At 68.9% G+C, this 23,496-nt stretch carries 19 protein-coding genes and 1 other RNA gene; 7 read left to right on the forward strand and 13 right to left on the reverse strand.

Annotated features, from left to right (window positions below):
• Positions 1-30: 30 nt before the first annotated feature.
• The 8 genes from AC07OH_RS09055 to dnaX all read right to left on the reverse strand — a co-directional run bounded on the left by AC07OH_RS09055 (position 31) and on the right by dnaX (position 7,573).
• A complete protein-coding gene (locus AC07OH_RS09055; protein WP_495300357.1) occupies positions 31-1,227 on the reverse strand; it encodes a low temperature requirement protein A in 1,197 nt (398 codons plus the stop codon).
• A gap of 65 nt (positions 1,228-1,292) precedes the next feature.
• Positions 1,293-2,126 (reverse strand): ABC transporter permease, encoded by an 834-nt coding sequence (locus tag AC07OH_RS09060; RefSeq protein ID WP_153283965.1) that lies wholly within the window; start codon positions 2,124-2,126, stop codon positions 1,293-1,295.
• Entirely contained in the window at positions 2,123-2,938 is an 816-nt protein-coding gene (locus tag AC07OH_RS09065; RefSeq protein ID WP_070060947.1) for an ABC transporter ATP-binding protein, read from the reverse strand. The genes AC07OH_RS09060 and AC07OH_RS09065 overlap by 4 nt, the downstream gene beginning before the upstream one ends.
• Before the next feature lie 52 nt (positions 2,939-2,990).
• Positions 2,991-4,028 (reverse strand): ABC transporter substrate-binding protein, encoded by a 1,038-nt coding sequence (locus AC07OH_RS09070; RefSeq protein WP_495300358.1) that lies wholly within the window; start codon positions 4,026-4,028, stop codon positions 2,991-2,993.
• 139 nt (positions 4,029-4,167) lie between these two features.
• The gene (locus AC07OH_RS09075; protein WP_159271584.1) at positions 4,168-4,560 is read right to left on the reverse strand and encodes an MAPEG family protein; all 393 of its coding nucleotides are present in this window, start codon (positions 4,558-4,560) and stop codon (positions 4,168-4,170) included.
• Between the two features lie 51 nt (positions 4,561-4,611).
• Positions 4,612-5,202 carry a recombination mediator RecR gene (recR, locus tag AC07OH_RS09080; protein ID WP_062473120.1) on the reverse strand — a complete coding sequence of 197 codons (591 nt, stop codon included), beginning with the start codon at positions 5,200-5,202 and terminating at the stop codon, positions 4,612-4,614.
• A 117-nt stretch (positions 5,203-5,319) separates the two neighbouring features.
• On the reverse strand, positions 5,320-5,652 hold the full coding sequence (locus tag AC07OH_RS09085; RefSeq protein WP_007836669.1) for a YbaB/EbfC family nucleoid-associated protein: 333 nt from the start codon (positions 5,650-5,652) through the stop codon (positions 5,320-5,322).
• A 73-nt stretch (positions 5,653-5,725) separates the two neighbouring features.
• The gene (dnaX, locus tag AC07OH_RS09090) at positions 5,726-7,573 is read right to left on the reverse strand and encodes a DNA polymerase III subunit gamma/tau (protein ID WP_495300359.1); all 1,848 of its coding nucleotides are present in this window, start codon (positions 7,571-7,573) and stop codon (positions 5,726-5,728) included.
• A gap of 114 nt (positions 7,574-7,687) precedes the next feature.
• On the opposite strand from dnaX, the gene ffs reads away from it, so the two are divergent.
• Both ffs and AC07OH_RS09100 read left to right on the forward strand, forming a co-directional pair.
• Positions 7,688-7,784, forward strand: an RNA gene (gene ffs / locus AC07OH_RS09095) — signal recognition particle sRNA small type.
• Positions 7,785-7,889: 105 nt separating this feature from the next.
• Positions 7,890-8,324 (forward strand): GNAT family N-acetyltransferase, encoded by a 435-nt coding sequence (locus AC07OH_RS09100; protein ID WP_495300360.1) that lies wholly within the window; start codon positions 7,890-7,892, stop codon positions 8,322-8,324.
• Between the two features lie 12 nt (positions 8,325-8,336).
• Here the strand turns inward: AC07OH_RS09100 and AC07OH_RS09105 are convergent, their stop codons facing one another.
• From AC07OH_RS09105 to AC07OH_RS09115, 3 genes are read right to left on the reverse strand one after another with little or no spacing between them, the layout of a single operon-like run.
• A complete protein-coding gene (locus AC07OH_RS09105) occupies positions 8,337-9,575 on the reverse strand; it encodes a TIGR03862 family flavoprotein (RefSeq protein WP_495300361.1) in 1,239 nt (412 codons plus the stop codon).
• Positions 9,572-12,844, reverse strand: a complete 3,273-nt coding sequence (locus tag AC07OH_RS09110) for a UvrD-helicase domain-containing protein (protein WP_495300362.1) — start codon at positions 12,842-12,844, stop codon at positions 9,572-9,574. The genes AC07OH_RS09105 and AC07OH_RS09110 overlap by 4 nt, the downstream gene beginning before the upstream one ends.
• On the reverse strand, positions 12,841-15,396 hold the full coding sequence (locus tag AC07OH_RS09115; protein WP_495300363.1) for a PD-(D/E)XK nuclease family protein: 2,556 nt from the start codon (positions 15,394-15,396) through the stop codon (positions 12,841-12,843). Before AC07OH_RS09115 ends, AC07OH_RS09110 begins: the two co-directional genes overlap by 4 nt.
• A 160-nt stretch (positions 15,397-15,556) precedes the next feature.
• Here AC07OH_RS09115 and trxA point away from each other — a divergent pair, with 160 nt between their 5' ends.
• Together trxA and rho are read left to right on the forward strand one after the other, a co-directional pair.
• Positions 15,557-15,889 carry a thioredoxin TrxA gene (gene trxA, locus AC07OH_RS09120; RefSeq protein WP_042578306.1) on the forward strand — a complete coding sequence of 111 codons (333 nt, stop codon included), beginning with the start codon at positions 15,557-15,559 and terminating at the stop codon, positions 15,887-15,889.
• A 182-nt stretch (positions 15,890-16,071) separates the two neighbouring features.
• The gene (gene rho, locus AC07OH_RS09125; RefSeq protein WP_062473130.1) at positions 16,072-17,337 is read left to right on the forward strand and encodes a transcription termination factor Rho; all 1,266 of its coding nucleotides are present in this window, start codon (positions 16,072-16,074) and stop codon (positions 17,335-17,337) included.
• Positions 17,338-17,391: 54 nt separating this feature from the next.
• Here the strand turns inward: rho and AC07OH_RS09130 are convergent, their stop codons facing one another.
• The gene (locus AC07OH_RS09130) at positions 17,392-18,459 is read right to left on the reverse strand and encodes an oxidoreductase (protein WP_495300364.1); all 1,068 of its coding nucleotides are present in this window, start codon (positions 18,457-18,459) and stop codon (positions 17,392-17,394) included.
• A gap of 200 nt (positions 18,460-18,659) precedes the next feature.
• On the opposite strand from AC07OH_RS09130, the gene AC07OH_RS09135 reads away from it, so the two are divergent.
• The 3 genes from AC07OH_RS09135 (at position 18,660) to AC07OH_RS09145 (ending at position 22,118) form a co-directional block, all read left to right on the forward strand.
• A complete protein-coding gene (locus AC07OH_RS09135) occupies positions 18,660-18,920 on the forward strand; it encodes a type B 50S ribosomal protein L31 (protein WP_056580149.1) in 261 nt (86 codons plus the stop codon).
• 90 nt (positions 18,921-19,010) lie between these two features.
• Positions 19,011-20,738, forward strand: a complete 1,728-nt coding sequence (locus AC07OH_RS09140) for a hypothetical protein (RefSeq protein ID WP_495300365.1) — start codon at positions 19,011-19,013, stop codon at positions 20,736-20,738.
• A 3-nt stretch (positions 20,739-20,741) separates the two neighbouring features.
• Positions 20,742-22,118, forward strand: coding sequence for an MATE family efflux transporter (locus AC07OH_RS09145; protein WP_495300366.1), 1,377 nt, complete (start codon positions 20,742-20,744; stop codon positions 22,116-22,118).
• A 16-nt stretch (positions 22,119-22,134) separates the two neighbouring features.
• Here AC07OH_RS09145 and phoR read toward each other — a convergent pair whose 3' ends face one another.
• Positions 22,135-23,472 carry a phosphate regulon sensor histidine kinase PhoR gene (phoR, locus tag AC07OH_RS09150; protein ID WP_174254361.1) on the reverse strand — a complete coding sequence of 446 codons (1,338 nt, stop codon included), beginning with the start codon at positions 23,470-23,472 and terminating at the stop codon, positions 22,135-22,137.
• Positions 23,473-23,496 lie beyond the last annotated feature (24 nt).

Raw genomic sequence — 23,496 nt, forward strand, 5'->3', positions numbered from 1 at the left:
CCGTCGTCGGCAGCGGCAACGCCGCGCCGCTCAGGGGTGCAGCGTCTGCCCGGTCCCGGCCCGGCGGCGCACCACGGCCTCCAGCGCCGCCACCGCCACCATCACCAGCGTGGTCAACGAGCCCACCACCAGGATCGAGAGCTGCGAGGCGAACACCGCCAACACCGCGAGCAGCGCCAAGCCGTACAGGTGCGACTGCGGCATGAAGCCGCGCACCACGCGCTTGAACAGCGCATTGCCGAACAGGTAGATCGCCGGCCCACCCAACAGCGGTCCGAGGTGCTTCCATTGCGCATGGTGCGAACCCTCGCCGATCACGAGTTCGTCGGCCACGGCGCAGACGATGATGCCGGCCACCAGGATCACATGCGTGTAGTGGAACTTGGCGCCGATGCCGCCCGGGTCCTTGGCGTGCTCGATGACGTGCGTCGCTTCCTTGGCGCTGGTGTCGAAGTACATCCACCACATCGCGAGACTGCCGGCGAAGCTCACGAGCAGCGCGAACAGGTCGACACCGTGCCACTCGGTGTGGTGGCCGAAGGCGATGCCGGTGGCCAGCACCGATTCGCCCAACGCCACGATCACGAACAGCTGGCAGCGCTCGGCCAGGTGGCCACCGTCGATGGTCCAGTCCGCCGTGGTCGAACGCCCCAGGCCCGGAAAACGCAGGCCGATCATCGGCGCCACGTACTCGCACGAGACAGCAGCCATCCACAGCAAGAGGCGTACCGTGCCTTGCTGCGCCAGGCCGCCCGCGATCCAGAACACCGCGGCCACGCAGTTCCAGGCCAGCAGGCGCCGGAAGTTGGGCGCCAGCGCATGGTCGCGCCCGACCGCCACCAGCACGCCGAAGGTGCGCCCGACCTGGATGCCCGCGAAGCACAGCGCGAACACCAGCCCGCGCTCGCCGAAGGCGCCCGGCAGCGCCGACGCCATCACCATCGCCAGCAGCATGACGCCGAACAGCATGGCCCGTATGCGCAGCGTGCCCGGGTTGAACCAGTTGGTCGTCCACGCCGTGTACTGCCAGCCGAGCCACACCGCAAACCACATCACCAGCGTCTGCAAGGCGCCGAGCAGCGTGAGGTGGTCCAGCAGGTAGTGAGACAGCTGCGTGACGGAAAAGGCATAGACCAGGTCGAAGAACAGCTCTTCGTTCGACACCCTTGCGGCTTCGCCGCGCGAGCGCAAGGTACTCCCGCGCTGGTTCCCGTGGTTGTGGTTCAAGATTCACTCCCAGATGTTGTTGTCGCCCCCCGCGGGCGCTCTGGCGCGATCATCGCACTGGCGGCCTACAGCTTCTCGGTCTCGCCGCTCCTGGGTTGCCACTTCATCAGGCGCTTCTCGATCAGCCCCACGAGCCCGTCGAGTGCCAGCGCGAAGGCCGTGAGCACCACGATGCCCGCGAACACCGTGTTCACGTCGAAGGTGCCCTCGGCCTGCAGGATCAGGTAGCCCACGCCGCGCGCCGAGCCCAGGTACTCCCCCACCACCGCGCCAACGAAGGCCAGGCCCACCGAGGTGTGCAGGCTGGAGAACACCCAACTCGTGGCGCTGGGCAGGTACACCGTGCGCAGCAGCTGCCGCTGGTTGGCGCCCAGCATCTTCGCGTTGGCCAGCACGACCGGGCTCACTTCGCGCACGCCCTGGTAGACGTTGAAGAACACGATGAAGAACACCAGCGTGACGGCCAGCGCCACCTTGCTCCAGATGCCCAGGCCGAACCACAGCGCGAAGATCGGCGCGAGGATCACGCGCGGCATCGAGTTGGCGGCCTTGATGTACGGATCGAGGATCAGGCTCGCCGTGGGCGCCAGCGCCAGCCACAGGCCGCAGCCCAGCCCGAGCGCTGTGCCGATGCCGAAGGCCAGCACCGTTTCGAGCAGCGTCGTGCCCAGGTGGCGGTAGATGTCGGCGTTGCCCTTCAGGCCTTCTGGAAACAGCAGGTTCGGCGGCACCTCGAAGGGCAGGAACCAGCTCCAGATGCGCCCCGCCACCACGATCGGCTGGCCGAGGAAAAAGGCGATCTGGTCGTTGCGCGACGCCACATGCCAGGTCACGAGGATCACGGCCAGCAGCATCAGCTGCCAGAAGCGCGCATGGCGTGCATCGAGGCGCGGCATCATGCGGCCTTCCTCAGTTGCTGCGCGTAGCCCTTGAGCACTTCGTCGCGCAGCACCTCCCAGATCTGGCGATGCAACTCGACGAAGCGCGGCTGCGTGCGCACCTCGGCCACATCGCGCGGACGCGGCAGGTCGATCACGAACTCGCCGATCGGCCGCGTCGCCGGGCCGGCCGACAGCACCACCACGCGGTCGCTCATCGCAATCGCTTCGTCGAGGTCGTGCGTGATGAAGAGCACGGCCTTCTTCTTCGCGCTCCAGAGTTCGAGCACTTCGTTTTCCATCAGCTGCCGCGTCTGCACGTCGAGCGCGCTGAAGGGCTCGTCCATGAGGATGATGTCGGGGTCGAGCACCAGCGTCTGCGCCAGCGCCACGCGCTTGCGCATGCCGCCCGAGAGCTGGTGCGGGTAGCGGTCGCCGAAGCCCGTGAGGCCCACGCGCGAGAGCCACGCCTCGGCCTGCGCGTGCGCCTCGGCGTCGGGCACGCCGCGGTACTGCAGCCCCACCTTCACGTTGTCGATGGCGCTGCGCCACGGCATCAGCGCCTCGGTCTGGAACATGTAGCCCGCGCGCTTGTTCACGCCCGTGAGCGGCTGGCCGAAGACCTTCACGCCGCCCGACGACGGCTCGAGCAGCCCCGCGCCCACGTTCAGCAGCGTCGACTTGCCGCAGCCCGTGGGCCCGACCACCGAGACGAACTCGCCCGCCCCGATGCGCAGCGTGGTGTCGTCCACCGCCGTGTAGCGCTGGCCCGGGTCGTCCTTCGAATGGAAGGTGCAGCGAATGGAAAGGAGTTCGAGTGCGTAGTCGGACATGGCGCTCCGGAAGAAAAAACCCGGCCGAAGCCGGGTTGCTGAACGTTCGCAATCAGGCTTTGAACCTGTCTTTCGCACGCTTTGCAAAATCGTTGGTGTAGGTCCTGGCGAGGTCGATCTTGTCGGCCTTGACCGAGGTGTCGAAGCTCGCGATGGCGTTGAGCGCCGTCTTCGGTCCTTCGGCCGGCACGAGGCCGTCGGTGGCGATGGACTCGCGCACCTTGTCGAACGACGCGAGGTACAGCGCGCGGTCGCCCAGCAGGTAGGTCTCGGGCACGGTCTTGATGATGTCGCCCGGCCCCGCCGTCTGCAGCCACTTGAGGCCGCGCACGATCGCGTTGGCCAGCGCCTGGCAGGTGTTGGGGTGCTTCTGGATGAAGTCGATCGGCGCGTAGAGGCAGGCCGCGGGCATCGGCCCGCCGAACACCTGCTCGGTGCCCTTGAGCGTGCGCGTGTCGCTGATGATCTTCACGTCGCCCTTTTGCTCGAGCATCGTCATCACCGGGTCGGTGTTGCTGATGGCGTCGATCTGGCCCGAGCGCATCGCGGTGAGCGCGCCCGCCGCCACGCCCACGCCGATGAAGCTCACGTCGCTGGCCTTGAGACCACCGCGCGAGAGCACGAGGTTGACCACCATGTTGGTCGACGAGCCCGGCGCCGAGACGCCGATCTTCTTGCCACGCAGGTCCTGGATGCCGGTGTAGCCCGCCATGTTCTTCGTCGACACGCCCACCGCGATCTGCGGTGCGCGGCCCTGCAGCACGAAGGCCTGGAAGAACTGGTTCTTGGCCTGCAGGTTGATCGTGTGTTCGTAGGCGCCCGAGCAGACGTCGGCCGAGCCACCCACCACCGCTTGCAATGCGCGCGCGCCGCCGGCGAAGTCGGAGATTTCCACTTCGAGCCCTTCGGCCTTGAAGTAGCCGAGCTGCTCGGAAATGGTGAGCGGCAGGTAGTAGAACGCCGCCTTGCCGCCCACCGCGATGGAGACCTTGGTCTTCTCCAGCTTGGCCTGCTGCGCAAAGACCCGCGGCAATGCAATCGCTGCGGCAGCGATGGCGGAAGCGGAGATGAGGGTTCTGCGATGAAGCATGGCGCGGTCCTGCGGGGCTCTGTGATTCTTGTGAACTGAATCGAGCTTAGGCGTGCGCCCTGTGGGCCTGCATCGGGGTCATCCCGTGCGGGTTTCCACGTAAGCACGAAGGCCTCCTGGAGAAGCCTTCGCCGAGGCGCTATCGCGCCAGAAAAAGTATCGCGATATTGACCAGGAACGCGAGTGCCCAGACCGCGCTGCGCGCGCTCGGCGCGCCGCGGATGTACAGGCCGAGGTAGATCACGCGCAGCACCACGTAGGCCACCGCGAGCATGTCGAGCCGCGCCTGCGCCACGCCGAGCTGGTGCGCGATGACCACCGCGCCGATGAAGAACGGCAGGCCTTCGAAGCTGTTGGCCTGCGCGCTGTTGGCGCGTGCGCGCCAGCCGCTTTGCTTGGCGGCCCAGTCGCGCGGATGCATGTTGTCGCGCACGCCGAAGCTGCCTGCCTTCGCGATCCATGCCGCGAGGTACGGCAGGCCGCAGGCGATGAACACGCACCAGTAGGCGACGGTGAGCAAGGAGAAGGTCATGGTGACGACAACAAAAGGGAAGAACGAACGCGGCCTTGAACAGGCCGCGCGTCAGCGGCGATCGACCAGCGCGTGCGCGATGGTGCCGAGGTCGACGTACTCGAGCTCGCTGCCGGCCGGCACGCCGCGCGCGAGACGCGTCACGGTGAGCCCGTGCTGCTTGAGCGCTTCGCCGATCACGTGTGCCGTGGCCTCGCCTTCGGCGGTGAAATTGGTCGCGAGGATGACCTCGCTCACCGTGCCGTCCCGCGCGCGGTCGAACAGCTTCTGCAGGCCGATGTCCTTCGGCCCGATGCCATCGAGCGGACTGAGCTTGCCCATGAGCACGAAGTAGTAGCCGCGAAAAGCGCCCGTGCGTTCGAGCGCGGCCTGGTCGGCCGGCGTCTCGACCACGCACAGCTTGGTGCCGTCGCGCCGCGAGTCCATGCAGACATGGCAGATCGGCGCTTCGGTGAAGGTGTTGCACAGCTCGCAGTGCCGCACCTGGCCTGCCGCCTGCTGGAGCGCACGCGCAAGCAACTGCGCGCCCTCGCGGTCGTGCTGCAACAGGTGGAAGGCCATGCGCGAGGCCGACTTGACGCCGACACCGGGCAACCGGCGCAGCGCATCGACCAGCGCATCGAGCGAACTGGCGTCTGCCATGTCAGCCGAGCCCTTCAAGCGAACACCGCGGAACCGGCTTTGCCGGGCCGCTGGTGTTGCCCCCGGCGAGGGGGTTGGCGAAGCGACACGAAGTGCGCGCAGCCTGGGGGAGAGCCATCAGAACGGCAGCTTCATGCCGGGCGGCAGGCCGGGCATGCCGGCGGTGAGCTTGCCCATCTTCTGCTCGCTGGTTTCCTCGGCCTTGCGCACGGCGGCGTTGAAGGCGGCAGCCACGAGGTCTTCGAGCATGTCCTTGTCGTCGGCCAGCAGGCTGGGGTCGATGGTGATGCGCTTGACGTCGTGCTTGCAGGTCATGACGACCTTGACGAGACCGGCGCCCGACTCGCCTTCGACCTCGATGTGCGCCAGTTCTTCCTGGGCCTTCTTGAGGTTGTCCTGCATTGCCTGCGCCTGCTTCATGAGGCCGGCCAGTTGTCCTTTGTTGAACATCGTTGGTCCTGTCTGTGATGGGTTGGTGATGGAAAGAATACGGTCGAAAAATGCGGCGACTGCGGCGCCGGCGTCAGAGGGGCTTCAGCGATCCGGGCACGATCTTCGCATCGAAGTCGCGCATCAGCATCTGCACCTCGGGGTCGCTGCGGATGGCTTCCTCGGCCACCCGCTGGCGCTCGTCGGCCGCCTGCTTGTTGCGGCGCGCCGGGCTGTCGACCACGCCGCCGATCTCGATGGCCAGCCTCACATTGTGGCCGAGGCCCTGCAGCGCCGCCGTGAGCTTCTCGCGGCTGGACGGCTGGTTGAGGGTTTCGCGCTCGATGCGCAGCATCCACTGGTCGGTGTCGCGCGCCACCAGCTGCGACTGCAGCGCCAGTTCGCGCGCCAGTGCCGCCACGCTTTCGGCGGCGACAAGCTGCATGACCGTGGCATGCCAGAAGTCGCCCTCTTCGCTCGGCGGGATCGGGGTGTAGGTGCTGCGCTGCTCCTCTTCGCGCGGCACGTCGCGCTGGCCAGGCGGCGGCTGCACGCGGATCGGCACGCCGACGACATGGGCTGCAGGCGCGTCGGACGCCTCCTGCGGGGCGGGCCGGGGCATGGGCTGGCGCTGCGGAGCATCGACCACCGCGAGCCGCTGGCCGGCCGGCGCGGGTTGTGCGGGTGGTTGCGACGGCGCGGCAGCGGGTGCCGGATCGGGCACCGAAGGCCGGGAAACCGGGGCGGCTTCGCGCGCGGGAGCCCGCGGCGCGGCGCCGCCGGCGTCATTCAGAGTTTTTTTTTCCGTGGAGGCCGTCGAGGCGGCCGCATGGGAGGGCTTGAAGGCCAGCAGTCGCAGCAGCACCATGGTCAGCGCCGCGTACTCGTCGGGCGCAAGGCCCAGTTCGCCGCGCCCGTGCAGGCACAGGCTGTACAGCAGCTGCGTCTCGTCGGCGGGCATCAGCGACGCCAGGCGCGCCGTGTCGGCCGCGTCGGGGTCGGTGGCCGCGTCGGCCGATTCGGCGCGCGAAGGCACGGCCTGCAGCACGGCCATGGCCTGCAGCACGGCCGTCATTTCTTCAAGCGTGGACGCGGCGGACATGCCGTCGCGGCGCAGCGCCTCGGAGGTGTCGACCACGGTCTTGCCGTCGCCTTGTGCCAGCGCTTCGATGAGGCGGAACACATGGCCGCGATCGACGCTGCCGAGCATCTGGCGCACGCCGGTCTCGAGCAGCTCGCCGTTGCCGAAGGCGATGGCCTGGTCGGTGAGCGAGAGCGCGTCGCGCATCGAGCCGCGTGCGGCGCGCGCCAGCAGGCGCAGCGCCTGCGGCTCGGCCGGCACCTGCTCGGTCTGCAGCACGCCCGTGAGATGTTCGAGCACCGTCTCGGGCGCCATCGGCCGCAGGTTGAACTGCAGGCAGCGCGACAGCACCGTGACCGGCACCTTCTGCGGATCGGTCGTGGCCAGCACGAACTTGAGGTACTCGGGCGGCTCCTCGAGCGTCTTGAGCATCGCGTTGAACGCGGTGTTCGTGAGCATGTGCACTTCGTCGATCATGAAGACCTTGAAGCGCCCCTGCACCGGCTTGTAGACTGCCTGCTCGAGCAGCGACTGCACTTCGTCCACGCCGCGGTTGGAGGCCGCGTCGAGCTCGGTGTAGTCGACAAAGCGGCCCGAATCGATGTCCTGGCAGGCTTGGCACACGCCGCAGGGCGTGGCGGTGATGCCGCCCTGCCCGTCCGGGCCCTGGCAGTTGAGCGACTTGGCCAGGATGCGCGACACCGTGGTCTTGCCCACGCCCCGCGTCCCGGTGAACAGATAGGCGTGGTGCAGGCGCTGCGTCGTCAGCGCGTTTTCCAGCGCCTGGACCACATGCCCCTGACCGACCATCTCACCGAAGGTTTTCGGACGGAACTTGCGAGCGAGCACGAGATAAGACATTGCGGGCATTCTAAAAGGCGCGGCGGGGGTCACTTCACGCTTGTTTCCCATCCGCCGTCGAAATGATTCACGCCCCGGCCAAGGGGGCAAATCCGCGCGGTTAGAATGCAGGCTGACGGGCCTCCCTGCATGGTGAAGTGGCCAACCGGGTCAGGTGGGGAACCAAGCAGCCCTAACTGCGTAGTCAGTGCCAGGGGTAAGGCTCGTCAACCTAACATCCAGAAGCCGTGAGTTCCTTTCCAGAGAACTTACGCGCCGTGTCCAAGGGTTACCGGCCCCGGACACCTCAAATTCCCAGAACTTCGCGCAGCCATCCATGAACTTGGACATCCGGCCCGCCCGCATCAGTGATCTCGAAGCGTTGGTGCGCCTCGACACCGTGGCCGCGCACGATGCGCGCCGCGCCGTGCAGATCCAAGGCTGGATCGAGGATCGCTTCTGCCATGTGATCGAGGTGGATGGCGACATCGCCGCCTACGGCGTTCTGCACCACCACTTCTTCGACTGCGGCTTCATCGAGATGCTCATGGTCGGCGAACCATTTCGCCGCAGGCGGCTCGGCCTGCGGCTCGTCGATCACTTCCAGTCGATCTGTGAACGCCCCAAGCTCTTCACCTCCACGAACCGCTCCAACACGGCGATGCACGCGCTGCTGAAAGAAGCCGGGTTCAGGGAGAGCGGCCACATCGAGAACCTCGATGCGGACGACCCCGAGCAGGTGTTCTTCTGGCCCTGCGCGCGCTCGCGCTGAGCGCGCCTTCCGTCAAAGCCCCAGCCGCTGGATCGCGCCGCGCGCCGCAGCCGCGCCGCTGGCCATCGCCGCCGTGAGCAGGTAGCCGCCGGTCGGCGCCTCCCAATCCAGCATTTCCCCTGCCGCGAACACGCCGGGCAGCGCCGTCGCCATCAGGGCCGGATCGAGCGCATCGAAGCGCACGCCGCCCGCCGTGCTGATCGCTTCGTCGACCGGCCGCGTCGCGACCAGCTTCAGCGGCACCGCCTTGATGGTGGCCGCCAGCTGCGCCGGGTCCTGCATCGCTTCCTTGCTCAGCGCCTCGTGCAGCACGCCCGCCTTGATGCCCTCGATGCCGAGACGGCTCTTGAGGTGGCTGCTCAACGAACGCGCGCCACGTGGATGCTTCACCGCGGCGAGCACCTGTTCGGCGCTGCGGTCGGGCAGCAGGTCGAGTAGCAGCGTCGCACTGCCGTTCGCGGCAATCTCGTCACGCAGCAGCGCCGACGCTGCATAGACCAGGCTGCCTTCGATGCCCGTGGCCGTGGCAACGAACTCGCCCTTGCGCGCGAAGTGCCGCCCCTGGCTGTCGGTGAAAGCGATCGCGACCGACTTGAAGGGCTGTCCCGCGAAGCGGCTCGAAAAGTGCTCGCTCCAGCCTGCGCCGTCGAAGCCGCAGTTGGCCGGCAGCAGCGACGCCACCGCCACGCCCTGCGCCTGCAGCCACGGCGCCCACGCGCCGTCGGAGCCCAGGCGCGCCCAGCTCGCGCCGCCCAGGGCCAGCACCACGGCATCGGCCTTGGCGGTGACCTCGCCCGCCGGCGTTGCGAAGCGCAGCGCATTCGCATCGAAGGCGCCGTCACCCACCCAGCGATGCCGCATGTGGAACTGCACGCCCGCGGCGCGCAGGCGATGCAGCCAGGCGCGCAGCAAGGGCGCGGCCTTCATGTCGGTCGGGAACACGCGGCCCGAGGTGCCGACGAAGGTCTCGATGCCCAGCCCGGCCGCCCACTCGCGCGCCTGCTGCGGACCGAATTTGGCGAGCAGTGGCTCGAGCTGCGCGCGGCGCTCGCCGAAGCGCGTCACGAACACATCGAAGGGCTCCGAGTGCGTGAGGTTGAGGCCGCCGCGGCCGGCCAGCAGGAACTTGCGGCCCACCGAGGGCATCGCGTCGTACACATGCACCTGCGCGCCGGACGCGCTCAGCACTTCGGCCGCCATCAGGCCGGCAGGTCCGCCGCCGATGACGGCGACGGTAGAAGAAACAGTCATTCGAGATTCACCAGTTCGCCCTGCCCGGTCAGGAACGCGGCGCGCACCGTGGCACCGGGGTAGGCATGTTGCACGGCAGCGCGGTAGCGCTGCATCTGTGCGATCAGGGCCGCGTCCCGTTCGGGGCGCGCGGCCGATTTGTAGTCGAGGATCCACCATGCGCTGGTGGCGCGCTCGCGCACCAGCCGGTCGATGCGCAAGGTATCGCCCTCGTGGACCAGCGTGACTTCATTGCCATGCCAGTCGATGCTGCGATCGTCCCACACCCAGGCACCGGCGCCCGCGCGGATGCGCTGGGCCAGCGCCGCGGCGCCGCGCGCCTGCTGCGGATCGAGCATGAACTCGCGCGCGGCCGCCCGCACATGGGCCGGTGGCAAGGCTTCGCCGGGCACGGCCCATTCGAGCAACCGGTGCATGGCCTGGCCGAAGGCGGCGGCACGTGCATCGACGGTGGCTTCCTTCACCTTTTTCTTCTCGGGCGGCGATTCCGTCGCCGGCAGAAGCGATGCGGGCAACGTCTTCATCGCGAAGGTGGCCGACGCGGCCTGCGCGGCGGCAGACGCCTCGACCAGCGGCTCGTCGGCCTCGGTCGGCTCGCACAGCGGCTCCAGCCGCGCCCACCAGCTGCCCTCGTTGGCGCGCGACGGTTTCACCGACGACAGCACCAGCCGCTCGCGGGCCCGCGTGGTCGCCACGTAGAGGCCGTTGAGTTCTTCGCGATGGCGCGCGTGCTGCTCCTCTTCGAGCAGCGCGGCGGCGCAGGCCGGTGGCGTCTTCTCGCTGGCCAGGAACACGAAGCGCGTGGGCGCGCTGTCGCTGCCCTTCCACTCGACCAGCACGCCCATGGTCTGCGCGCGCGGCGGCGGCGCGTCGCAGTCGAGCATCAGCACGGTGTCGGCTTCGAGGCCCTTGGCGCCGTGCACGGTCAGCAACTGCACCGCTTCGGGCGCGGCCACGGTGGGTGCGCGCACGCCGCCCGCGCGCAGGGCCCGCACCAGGGCATAAGGCGTCGCGAAGCGCGCACCGTCGATGTCGAGCGAGGCGGCGACCAGCCCGCGCAGGTTGGCCAGCGCGCTCTGCCGCAAGGCCGCCGGCACCGCGGCGCCGAACTTCGCGAGCACGTCGCCGTCGTGAAAGATCGCGTCCAGTGCGTCGTGCGGCGGCATCGCCATCAGCCAGCGCTGCCAGCGGCGCAGCTGCACGCCCGCCTCGGTCAGCACGGTCGGCAGGCCTTCGCCCTTCTGGATCAAAGAGAACCAGCTGGCCACTGGCGTCTCGCGCTGGCAGCGCGCCAGCTGCACCAGCGCGTCGTCGTCGATGCCGAACAGCGGCGACTTGAGCGCGCGCGCCAGCGACAGGTCGTGCGCGGGCGACACCAGCGCGTCGAGCAGCGCGACCACGTCCTGCACTTCGGGCGCATCGTTCAGGTCGTTCTTCTCGGGCTGCTGCACGGGAATGTGGCGGCGGCGCAGCGCGTCCTGCATGGCCGACAAGCGGCTGCGGCGGCGCGCCAGCACCATGATCTGGCGTGGCGGCGTGCCGTCGGCGATGCGCTGCGCGACCCAGCGCGCGGCCTGTTCGCACTCCTTCTGCAGCAGCTGTTCTTCGGGCAGCACGCGCGGCGTGACGAGGCTGTCGCGCCAGTGCAGCATGCCGTCGTCGGCCGGCGCGGCGGCCACGGCGGTGTCGAGCGCGTCGCGGTCGATGGCGGGCAGCTTCAGCAGTTCGCCGTCGTCGCCACGCTCGGTGGTGTGGGCGCGGTAGCCGTCGAACTCGCCGGCCGCCTGCGCGGCCAGCATCGCGCTGTTGACGAGGCCGACCACGGCGCGCGCGTTGCGGTGCGTGTGGTCGCAGTTGAGCAGTTCGCCGCCGAGCCCTTCGCGCACGAACTTCTTGGCGGCGATGAACACCTGCGGCTCGGCGCGGCGGAAGCGGTAGATGCTCTGCTTGGGGTCGCCCACGATGAACACGCGCGGCGCGCTGCCGCCCGCGCCCGTGTAGGCGCTGAGCCAGCCGTAGAGCGCCTGCCACTGCAGCGGGTTGGTGTCCTGGAACTCGTCGATCAGCAGGTGCGCGACGCGCGCGTCGAGCCGCTCCTGCACCCAGCCCGACAGCGCCGACTGGCCCAAGAGCAGCTGCGCGGCCTGTTCGACGTCGTTCATGTCGACCCAGCCGTGCGCGCGCTTGACCTCGCCGAAGGCGGTGATCAGCAGGCGCGTGAGCCGCGTCATGCGCTGCTGGTAGAGCCAGGCCGCGTGCTGGGCCTGCGCGGCGCACAGCAGCTGCAGCTCGGTCTCGGCCTCTTGCGCGGCGGGGAATTTCTGCAGGTTCTTGGTGAGCCGGTCTTCGCTCGCGACGAAGAAGGTCTTGCGCAGCACCGCGAGCGCATCGGCCAGCGCGTCGGGCGCGGGCTCGCCGGTGCCGAACACGTCGATGATGGCTTCGGCCGCCTTCTGCGGTGTCTTGTTGGCCTCGCGGCCGAGGGCGGCGGCGCGGTCGAGCCAGCGGCGGCGCACGGCCTCGCCGCGCAGCGCGTCGGTCGGCAGCTCCAGCCCCTGCAGGGCCGGGTACAGCACGTCGAACGGCGTCACGGCATCCTGGGGATCGGACAGCGAGAACTCGACCCGCTTCGACAGCGCCTCGCCCAGCGCCTTCGCCGTCTGCGAGCGGCCGTGGGTGGCGACGACAGCGTAGTAGTCGGCCAGCGCGCGCGCGTCGCCGGTCACGGCCTCGAAGAACGGCCGCCAGGTGTGGTTGCGCGCCTCGGCATCGTCTTCGAGCAGTTCGTAGTTCGCGGGCAGTCCCAGCTCGCGCAGCACGGCGAGCGGCGCATTGCGCAGCAGGCCCGCGAACCACGCGTGGAAGGTGCGGAACTGCACCGGACGCCCGCCTTCGAGCAGGCGCCGGTAGAGCCCCTGCAGCCGCGGCACGGCCGCCTGCGCGGCCTCCGGTGTCATGCCGCGCATCACGAGCTCGCGTTGCGACGCGGCCGGATCGAGCTCGGCAAACAGCGCGAGCCACTGGTCGAGCCGCTCGCGCATTTCGCCGGCGGCCTTCTTGGTGAAGGTGATGGCCAGGATCTCGTGCGGCTCGCAGGCGGAATCGCCCTCTTCGAGCAGCGCGCGCACGATGCGCGACACCAGCATCCAGGTCTTGCCGGCGCCCGCACAGGCTTCGACCGCAACCGAGCGCCGCGGATCGCAGGCGACGGTGTAGAAGGCCTCGCGCGCGACGTGCCGGCCGTTGTGTTCGTAGGCAGCGCCGTTCATGGCGTGACCTCCCAGAAGTCCTTGCGGCACAGACCGCGTGCAGCGCAGAAATCGCAGACGCTGCCCTCGCCCAGCGGCGGCAGCGGCGCGCCCTGCGCGATGCGCGCGAAGTCGTCGATGATGCCGGCCACCAGCGCATCGCGCGCCTCGACCACGGCGGGCTGCTCGACGGTCTGCGTGCCGGACGACTTCTCGCCCACGTTGACGTAGGCCGCGCGCAAGGTGTCGTCAGCCACCAGCGCTGCGTAGAAGGCGAGCTGCGTATCCTCGGTCGGGTCTTTCACGCGCTCCTTGGTGACGGAGGCGGTCTCGGTCTTGTAGTCGATCACGAAGGGCTGGCCGTCTGCCGTGCGATCGACGCGGTCGAGCCGGCCGACCAGCCGCAGGGTGCCCAGGGGCTGCTCTTTCCAGGGCTCGGCCTCGACGAAGACCGCTCCGTCCGCTTCATGTTTCGCGAGCCAGTCGAGGTAGCCGTCGCGCACCGCCGGCCACGCGGCGGCGAAGGGCAGGAACTCGGCGTCGGAATAGCCGAGCGTCTGCGTGACATCGCGCGCGGTGTCGGCCAGCAGCGTGGCGCGCGCTTGCGCATCGCTCGTCGGCGCGTCGCGCAGGGTCTCGTGGAACTGGCCGAGCACCGCGTGCAGCCAGTTGCCGAAGTCGCGCTTGTCGACCTCGGCATCGAGCTCGTCGGCGGTGCGCAGGCCCAGCTGGCGCAGCGCGAAGAAGCGATAGGGACAGCGGCGCAGGTCTTCGTAGACGCTGGTCGACACATTGGTGAGCGGCAGCAGCGCGCCCGAGGGCGTGGGCCGCAGGGTCGGCGAGACGGCGACGTCGCGCGGCGTGCGCGGATCGACGCCCGGCTGCAGTGCATGGGCGAGCTGCAGGGCCTGCACCAGCGGGCTCGGCCGCACGGGTTCGCCGCTGGCATCGGAATGGCGCCAGACCAGATCGCAGCTCGGGTTGCGCGTGGCCATGGCCCAGGCCGCGCGCTGCGCGGCCTCCAGCACCTCGCGCGAGGCCAGGCCCAGGTCGAGGCGCTGCGCCGCACTCCAGTTGCCCGGCGGCTCGGGCGACGCGGGCATGCGGCGGTCGTCGCAGCCGGGAATGACGACGGCGCCGAAGACGCGGCCCAGCAGCTGGTACATCGGCAGCACGGACACCTTGGGCGCCTCGTCGCCGGCGGGCGGCACGAAGCTGGCGTCTTCGAGCACGTCGCGTGCCCAGGCCGTGAACTCGGCGAGGCTGTGGCGCCCGCCGGGAAACTCGTCTTCCTCGCCGTGCGCGTCGGCATCGAGCCAGAGGGCGGCGATCACCTTGGCGCCCGCGAAGTCAGCGGTGAGCGCTTCCCACTGTTCACCGGCCGTCAGCAGCTCGCGCAGCGCGCGGTGCCATTCGGCCAGGGAGCGCGCGCGCGCCATCGGAGCGCGGCGGGTTTCGATGGTGAGGGTGAAGGTGCGCAAGCCTTCGTCTTGTGGCTTCTCGCTGCGCGCGATCAACGCGCACCATGCCTGCCAGTCGCGCACGCCTTCGCGTCGCAGGCGCATTTCGAGCGACTGCACGGCGAACCCATCGACCTCGGCGCCGCTCTTGAGCCATTCGAGCACCTGGTCGGTGGCCGCGTCGTGCGCGCAGGCGCGCAAGGCACTCATCAGCGTGGCGGCGGCGCGCGTGGTGGACAGCTTCCAGCCGGTTTCGTCGTGCGTGACGATGCCCTGCGTGCTCAGCTGGGCGCTGATACGGCGGGTGAGCGCGCGGTCGGTGGCGACGAGCGCGACCGGCGCGCGGCCCTCGGCCAGGTGCTGCAGCACGCAGGCGGCGGCCAGCTGGGCCTCGTCCTCGGGGTCGAGCGCCACGTGCGCGTGGGCCGCAGACGGTGGGGCATCAGCGGGCACGAGCGGAATGCGGATCGCGCGGTCGCCCCACAGCGCGCACAGGGCCTGCGTGAGCGGATCGGTCTGGAAGCCTTCGAGCACGATCAGCGCATCGACCTGGCTGCGCGCCGCATCGCGCAGCAGCACGTCGGTCGCATAGCCCGAGTTCGCGGCCCAGGCCACGGCGACGCGGATCAGCGCGCTCTCGATGCGGAACCACTCCGACTCGCTGCCGGCATCGGCCACCTTGGCTGCGCCCTGGGCCCAGTCGCTGCCGCGCACCTCGGGCGCCACGGCGGATGCCAGCGGCGCCAGCTGGTAGGCCAGCTCGACCACCCGCCCCGCGAGCGCGAAGCGTTCGGCCTGGAAGCCCGATTGCGCGAGCAGGCCCTGGGCCGTGACCAGGTCGCGCGCCATGTCGAAGGCGATGTCGTAGCCGGACGGCAGGAAGCCGCCCGCGCTGCGCGCCCAGTTGTGCGTGGTCTCGAAGCGCGGCACGAAGCCCGGGCTGCCGCAGCGCGCCCACATGCCGCGCGCGACCGCCATCAGCTGCGCATACGGCACCAGCACCACGGTGCGCGCCGCATGCAGCTGGCGCTCGTCGAGCGTGCGCACGATCCGCGCGACGACGCCGTCGGCGGGATCGCACCACAGGGCCTGGACGGGGTGGCCTTCGTTCATGTTCTATCGAGGGGGTTGAGGGGGTCGGCGGCAGGGCCGCAAAGGGCTTTGGCTATCGCCGCCATAGCCGGGCCGCATGGCACGTCGCCCCTTGGTTTCTGTCACAATGACCCGCACTTTAGCTGCACCGAAACTCTCTCTGCGCACAAGGACACATCACATGGCCAGCGAACTGATCAAACACATCTCCGATTCTTCCTTCGAGGCCGACGTGCTCAAGTCCAGCCAGCCGGTTCTGGTCGACTACTGGGCCGAATGGTGCGGTCCCTGCAAGATGATCGCCCCGATCCTGGACGAAGTCTCGGCCACCTACGAAGGCAAGCTGCAGATCGCCAAGCTCAACGTCGACGAGAACCGCGACATCCCCGCCAAGTTCGGCATTCGCGGCATCCCCACGCTGATGCTGTTCAAGGACGGCCAGCTGGCCGCCACCAAGGTCGGCGCCATGAGCAAGGCGCAACTCACGGCCTTCATCGACCAGCAACTCGCCTGATGCATTTCTTCCGGCCAGCGCGCAATGCGTTGGCCGGGGCGATTTTCCTGTCATAATCGCCCTCAGTTCACCGGGCCTTTCATCAGGCAACCGGTTCGAGTTCCCCGGTTCGTGAGGCAGTTCTTGCCCCACATCAAACCTCCCCCCGTTCCCGATTCGATTACCCCTCCAGGGGTCGTTCCATGCACTTAAACGAACTCAAGGCACTCCACGTGTCTGAAGTCTTCAAGCAGGCTGAGGCGCTTGAGATCGAAAACATCGGCCGCATGCGCAAGCAAGAGCTGATGTTCGCGATCATCAAGAAGCGCGCCAAGGCCGGCGAACAGGTCTTCGCCGACGGTGTGCTCGAAATCCTGCCCGACGGCTTCGGCTTTCTGCGCAGCCCGGACACCAGCTTCACGGCCAGCACCGACGACATCTACATCTCGCCCAGCCAGGTGCGGCGCTTCAACCTGCACACCGGCGACATGATCGAAGGTGAAGTGCGCACGCCCAAGGACGGCGAGCGCTACTTCGCACTGACCAAGCTGGACAAGGTCAACGACGGCGCACCCGAAGCCAACAAGCACAAGGTGATGTTCGAGAACCTGACGCCGCTGTTCCCCAAGGAACAGATGAAGCTGGAACGTGAAGGCGTCAAGGGCGAAGAGAACCTCACCGGCCGCATCATCGACATCATCGCCCCCATCGGCAAAGGCCAGCGCGCCCTGCTCGTGGCACCGCCCAAGAGCGGCAAGACGGTGATGATGCAGCACATCGCTCACGCGATCAGCGCCAACTACCCCGACGTGCACATGATGGTGCTGCTCGTGGACGAGCGCCCTGAAGAAGTGACCGAAATGCAGCGCACGGTGAAGGGCGAAGTCATTGCTTCGACCTTCGACGAGCCCGCAGCACGCCACGTGCACGTCGCCGAAATGGTGATCGAGCGTGCCAAGCGCCTGGTCGAACTCAAGAAGGACGTGGTGATCCTGCTGGACTCGATCACGCGTCTGGCTCGCGCCTACAACAACGTCGTGCCCTCGTCGGGCAAGGTGCTGACCGGTGGTGTCGACTCCAACGCGCTGCAGCGTCCCAAGCGCTTCCTGGGCGCCGCGCGCAACGTGGAAGAAGGCGGCTCGCTGACCATCATCGGCACCGCGCTGATCGACACCGGCAGCCGCATGGACGAAGTGATCTTCGAAGAGTTCAAGGGCACCGGCAACTCCGAAATCCACCTGGACCGCCGCCTGTACGAAAAGCGCGTGTTCCCCTCGATCCAGCTCAACCGCAGCGGCACGCGCCGCGAAGAGCTGCTGCTGGCCCCCGAGATCCTGCAGAAGACCCGCATCCTGCGTCAGCTCATGTACAACATGGACGAGATCGAGTCGATGGAGCTGATGCTCAAGAACATGAAGGCGACCAAGACCAATGTCGAGTTCTTCGACATGATGCGTCGCGGCGGCTGAGCTTCAGGCTCTTCCGCAAAAGCGCGTTGGCCCTCACGGGTCAACGCGCTTTTTTCATGGGCGCTCGATGCGGATGGCGCGGCCTTCGGCGGCGCTCTGGCGGCCGATGTCGAGCAGCTCCATCAGCGCGACGGCCTGTGCGGGCGGCACGGGATTGGGCCCCTTGCCCAGGATCGCATCGCGGACCGCGGCGTAGTAGTCGGCATAGTTGCCGGCCTGCGTCGGCACCGCGCGAAAGTACGGCGCGCCGTCGCTGCCGACCAGCGTGAGTTCGCCATCGAGCGGATCGACGCCCCACCCTTCGGCCGGCGGTCGCTGGCCGGCGCGCAGCGCGTCTTCCTGCGGATCGACGCCGTGCTTGACGTAGCTGCCGCGCGTGCCGTGCACGATGTAGCGCGGCGCCGCATGGGCCGCGAGCGTCGTGGCGTGCAGCACCACGCGCAGGGGCGCATGGGGGCCGCCTTCGTAGCGCAGCACGGCATGGAAATAGTCTTCGACCAGCGCGCCATCGCGCAAGGCGGCGGTGTCGAGTTGCAGCGTGTCGGGCCGGCCGAAGAGCTGCACGGCCTGATCGACCAGATGCGCGCCCAGATCCACCCACAGGCCCGAACCCGGCACCGGCTGCTCTCGCCAACGCTCGCGAACCTGGGGCCTGAAGCGGTCGAAATGCGATTCCAGGTACACCGGGCGCCCCAGGTCGCCAGACGCCAGGACCTGCTGGAGCGTCAGGAAGTCGGCGTCGAAGCGCCGGTTCTGGTAGACCGAGAGCACGCAATTGTTGCGCCTTGACAACAATTCGAGCTCCCGCGCTTCGGCCACGTCGAGCGTGAACGGCTTGTCGACGACCACGTGTTTGCCGGCCTCCAGAGCCGCCTTGGCGACCGGATGGTGCTGCGCATTGGGCGTTGCCACCACCACGAGGTCGATGTCCGCCCGGGCGACCAGCGCCGCCACATCGGGCACCACGGCCACGCCCGGCCAGTCGGCATGCACCTTGTGCGGCTGCGAGCTCGCCACGGCCGCCAGTTCGAGCCCCGGAACGGCCGAAAGCACCGGCGCATGGAAGGTCTGGCCGGCGAAACCGTAGCCGACAAGGCCGGCGCGAAGGGGTGTGGAAGTCATGGGAGGGCCCGGTTTGCTCGCGATGGGGGCAGTATGCGATAATCATGGGCTCCGCGAAAAGTGCGGCTGGGCACGTCGCCCGGCTTCCTTGGCCCTCACACTTCACGTCAAAGGCCTCAGGGCGGCGCGCCAGATTGCTGGCACGCTGGTGGCTCTCGCATCGACCGCGCATTGATTCCAACAGCGCAAAAGGAAACACCATGGCAAAAGAAGGCATCCACCCGAATTACCGCGAAGTTCTGTTCGTCGACATGTCGAACGGCTTCAAGTTCGTGACCCGTTCGTGCGCGAACACCAAGGAAATGGGCAAGACCGACGACGGCCGCGAGCTGCCCCTGTTCAAGCTCGACACCACCAGCGAATCGCACCCCTTCTACACCGGCACGCAAAAGTCGGTGGACAACATGGGCGGTCGCGTCGAGAAGTTCCGCAACCGCTTCGGCAAGACCGCTGCCAAGTAATCAGGCACGCGCTCTGGCGTCGAGGGCAGCCCGGTTTACCGCGCTGCCCTTTTTCTTTCCAATCACCCCTTCGCCTCTTCTGCCTCGCCCTTGAACCAGCCGACCCCCGCGATCGTTGCCCAGAATGCCGTACGCCGGCTGCCGCGCGTCGCGTTGCTGCTGTTGTGTGCGGCCTACCTGCTGCCGGGCCTGCTCGGCCGGGGCCCCTGGAAGAGCGCCGACATCACGGCCTTCGGCTACATGGCCGAGCTGGCCCGCAGCACCGAGGGCATCGCCCGCTGGTTCGATCCGCTGCTGCTGGGCATGCGCCCCGAGACCCCCGCGCTGATCCCCTACTGGATCGGCGCCTGGGCAATCCAACTCGCCCCCTCGTGGGTCAACCCCGACCTGGCCGTGCGCTTCGTGTTCGCGCTGATGCTGTGGGGCACCTTCACCGCGACCTGGTACGCCGTCTACTACCTCGCCCGCACCCCGCGCGCCCAGCCCGTGGCCTTTGCCTTCGGCGGCGAGGCGCGTCCCACCGACTACGCCCGTGCCATCGCCGATGGCGGCCTGCTGGCGCTGATCGCCTCGCTGGGCCTGGCGCAGCTGGGGCATGAAACCACGCCCGCGCTGGCGCAGCTGTACTTCGCCTCGCACCTGTTCTACGGCGTGGCCGCACTGCCCTACCGCCGCGTCGGCCCGGTGATCGCCCTCGTGGTCGGTACCCTTGGCGTGACGCTGAGCGGCGGCCCGACGGTCGGCCTCGCACTGGCGATCGGCAGCGCGGTGTACATGGTCTACGAACGCCGCCAGCGCGCCGCCCGACAAGCAGAAGGTCGCAGCGACGACGAAAGCCCCGGCTTCACCCGGCCCGCCCTGCTGACGATGATCGGCATCACCGTGCTGGCCGCCGCGCTGGTCTTCGGCCTGGGCCTGGCGCAATGGAAGATCACGCTGGGCCATTCGCTGCTGTCCGACGTGCGCAGCCAGGCCAAGCTACTGCTGTGGTTCACCTGGCCGGTCTGGCCGCTCGCGCTCTGGACGCTCTGGCGCTGGCGCCGCCAGTGGCTCGAGCGCCACGTCGCGCTGCCGCTGTGGTTCGCGCTGGTGCCGCTGGCTGCCACTTGGACCACCGACTTCTCCGACCGCTCCCTGCTGCTGGCCCTGCCCGCCTTCGCCACGTTGGCGGCCTTCGCGCTGCCGACCTTCCGTCGCAGCGCGGCAGCGCTGATCGACTGGTTCAACGTGCTGTTCTTCAGCGGCCTGGCCGTGCTCGGCTGGATGTACTGGATCGCCATGCTGACCGGCGCGCCGCGCAAGCCGGCCGCCAGCGTCGCACGGCTGGTGCCGGGCTTCGAGGCCGCGTTCTCACCGGTCGCCTTCGTGCTCGCCCTGGCTGCCACACTGGCCTGGTGCTGGCTGGTGCGCTGGCGCACCGGGCGCCATCGCGCCGCGCTCTGGAAGACGCTGGTGCTGCCGGCCGGAGGCACCGCCCTGTGCTGGATGCTGCTGATGACGCTCTGGCTGCCGCCCATCGACTACGCGCGCAGCTACGTCCCGCAGGTGCGCGCCGTGACGGAGCGCATCGGCCATCCGCGCTGCGTCGCCGAGCTGGCACTGAGCCGCCCGCACATCGCGGCGCTGCGCCACCACGGCAACCTCAACCTGCAGCCGCTGCTGCTGGGCAACGACTGCCCGTGGCTGCTCGTGAGCCCCGACACCATCGAGCGCCTGCACACCATCATCCCGATGGACCAATGGCGCTTCAGCGGCACCCTGCGCCGCCCCAGCAGCCCCGCGGACGACCTGCTGCTCTACGAAAAGATCGTGCGCTGACCCGTGAGCAGCAGCACCGACAGCACACAGAAGAACACCACCAGCGAACGGGGACTCATCGCACGGCACGCCGGCACGGTGCTGATCGGCCAGCTGGCCGTGATGGCCTTCGGCGTGGCCGACACCATCATCGCGGGCCGCTACTCCGAAGGCGCGCTGGCCGCGCTGTCGGTGGGCGCCGCGATCTTCGTCAGCGTGTATGTCTCGCTGATGGGCGTGCTGCAGGCACTGCTGCCGGTGTGGGCCGAACTGCACGGCGCCAACCGGGGCAGCGAGATCGGCCGCTCGGTGCGCCAGTCGCTCTACCTCGCCGCCATCGCCGTCGTGGTCGGCATGACCGTGCTGCTGCTGCCCGGCGCGGCGCTGCGCTGGACCCAGGTGCCCGCCGACATGCGCGGCGAGGTCGAGGCCTACCTCGCAGTGCTGGCCTTTGCGCTGGCGCCTGCCCTGCTCTTTCGTCTCTTCAGCACGCTGAACCAAAGCCTGGGCAAGCCCAAGCTCGTGACCTGGCTGCAGCTGGCCTCGCTGCTCGTGAAACTGCCGCTGTCGGTCTGGTTCACTTTCGGCGGTGCCGGCCTGCCGGCGATGGGGCTGGTGGGTTGCGCCTGGGCCACGCTGTGCGTGAACTGGGCCATGCTCGGCTGCGCGGTCTGGCTGCTGCGCCACGGCGCGTTCTACCGCGGCTACCAGCTGTGGGAGCGCATCGAGGCGCCCGACTGGCGCCAGATCCGCCTGTTCGCACGGCTGGGCGTGCCCGGCGGCCTCGCGGTGCTGGTCGAAGTGACGTCGTTCACGCTGATGGCGCTCTTCATCGCGCGCCTGGGCACTGCCGCGGCGGCCGCGCACCAGATCGCCTCGAACCTGCTGGCCGTGGCCTACATGACGCCGCTGTCGCTCGGCATCGCAACCAGTGCGCGCGTGAGCTTCTGGCTCGGCGCGGGCGACACCGCCAAGGCACGCCATGCGTGCCGGCTGGGCTTCGAACTCACGGCCCTGTTCGCCCTGCTCTATGCCGGCGCCATGGCCGCGTTTCGCACGCAGCTCGCCAACGTGTATTCCGACAACCCCGCCGTGATCGCGATGGCCTCGGCGCTGCTGGTCACGGTGGCGCTGTATCACATCGCGGATGCGTTCCAGACGCTGTGCGTCTTCGTGCTGCGCTGCTACCGCGTGACGCTGGCGCCGCTGGTCATCTACTGCGCGATGCTCTGGGGCATGGGCCTGGGCGGCAGCTACCTGCTGGCCTACCGCGGCCTGGGACCGTGGCCGGCCATGCAGTCGCCGTTGGCGTTCTGGCTCATGAGCGCCGCGGCGCTGGCGCTCACCGCGCTGTTGTTCGTGGCGCTGCTGCGATGGACGATGAAGGCGCGGGCCCGCTGAAGGCCACGCGGCTCGCTTACTTGCTCATCACGCGCGCTTCGCGCACGCGCGTCGCCGGGAACAGCAGCGCGAAGCGACTGCCCTTGCCCACCGTGCTTTCGATGCGCAACTCGGTGCCGTGGCGCTGCGCAATGTGCTTCACGATCGCCAACCCGAGCCCGGTGCCGCCGGTTTCGCGCGACCGGCTGCGGTCGATGCGATAGAAGCGCTCGGTGAGTCGCGGAATGTGCTCGGCGGCAATGCCAGGGCCCGTGTCGCGCACGGCGTATTCGCCGCGCCCGTCGGGCAGCACCCGCCAGGTCACGACCACCTCGCCGCCGCCCGGCGTGTAGCGGATGGCATTGCTCACGAGGTTCGACATCGCACTCTGCAGTTCGGTCGGCGCGCCCGACAGCTCGGACTCGGCTTCGGACGTGAACGTGAGACGGTGCCCCTGCGGCGTGAGCCGGCCCGACAGGCCGCGCCCCTCGTCTTCGCACTGCGCCAGCAGCGCGCGCATGCGCACCCACTGGTTGCCCGACGGCGCCGCGCTGCCTTCCAGCCGCGACAGCGTCAGCAAGTCGTTCACCAGCGTTTCCATGCGGTGCGACTGCTGCCCCATCAGCGACAGATAGCGCGTGCGTTCATCGGCATCCAGGGGCAGGTTCTGCAGCGTCTCGACGAAACCCGCCAGCACCGTGAGCGGCGTGCGGATCTCGTGCGACACGTTGGCCACGAAGTCGCGCCGCATCGCCTCGGCCTGCTCCAGCGCCGTGATGTCGCGCGTGAGCAGCATGCGCCGGTTGCCGGCGTAGGGATGCACCTGCACCGACAGCCGCACCGGGTGGCCGCGATGCTGCGCATGCACAAGGCCGGGCGCGTCGATGACGACGTCGCGGCTGTAGTTCCACGAGGCCAGGTAGGCCACGAACGCCGGATCGCGCACGAGGTTGGCCAGGTGCTGCAGCAGGTCGCGCTCGGCATCGATGCCGAACTGCCCCGCCGCCGTCTGGTTGCACCACTCGATGCGGCCCTGCTCATCGAGCAGCACCACGCCGTTGGGCGAAGCCTGGATCGCGGCCAGGAACTCCTGCAGCCGGTCTTCGGCCTGTCGGGTCTGCTGTTCACGCTCGCGCAGCAGCTTGCGGATGCGCTCCGAGAGCTCGCCCCACACGCCCGGACCGCGCGACGGCAGCCCGGCTGCGTCGTTGCGCAGCACGCGCAGCAGGCGTTCGGCGCGCCAGGCATCGAAGCCCAGCCAGAGCACCGCGCCCAGCCAGGCGCCCAGCCAGCCGTACTTCCAGCCGAAAAGGCCGACAGCGCCCGCCGCGATTACGAGGGACGCTATTAAAAACGTAGCAATACGAAAAGGCATGGCGGGCGATTATCCGCGCCCGCC

Source organism: Variovorax sp. GW821-FHT10C12 (assembly GCF_059415405.1).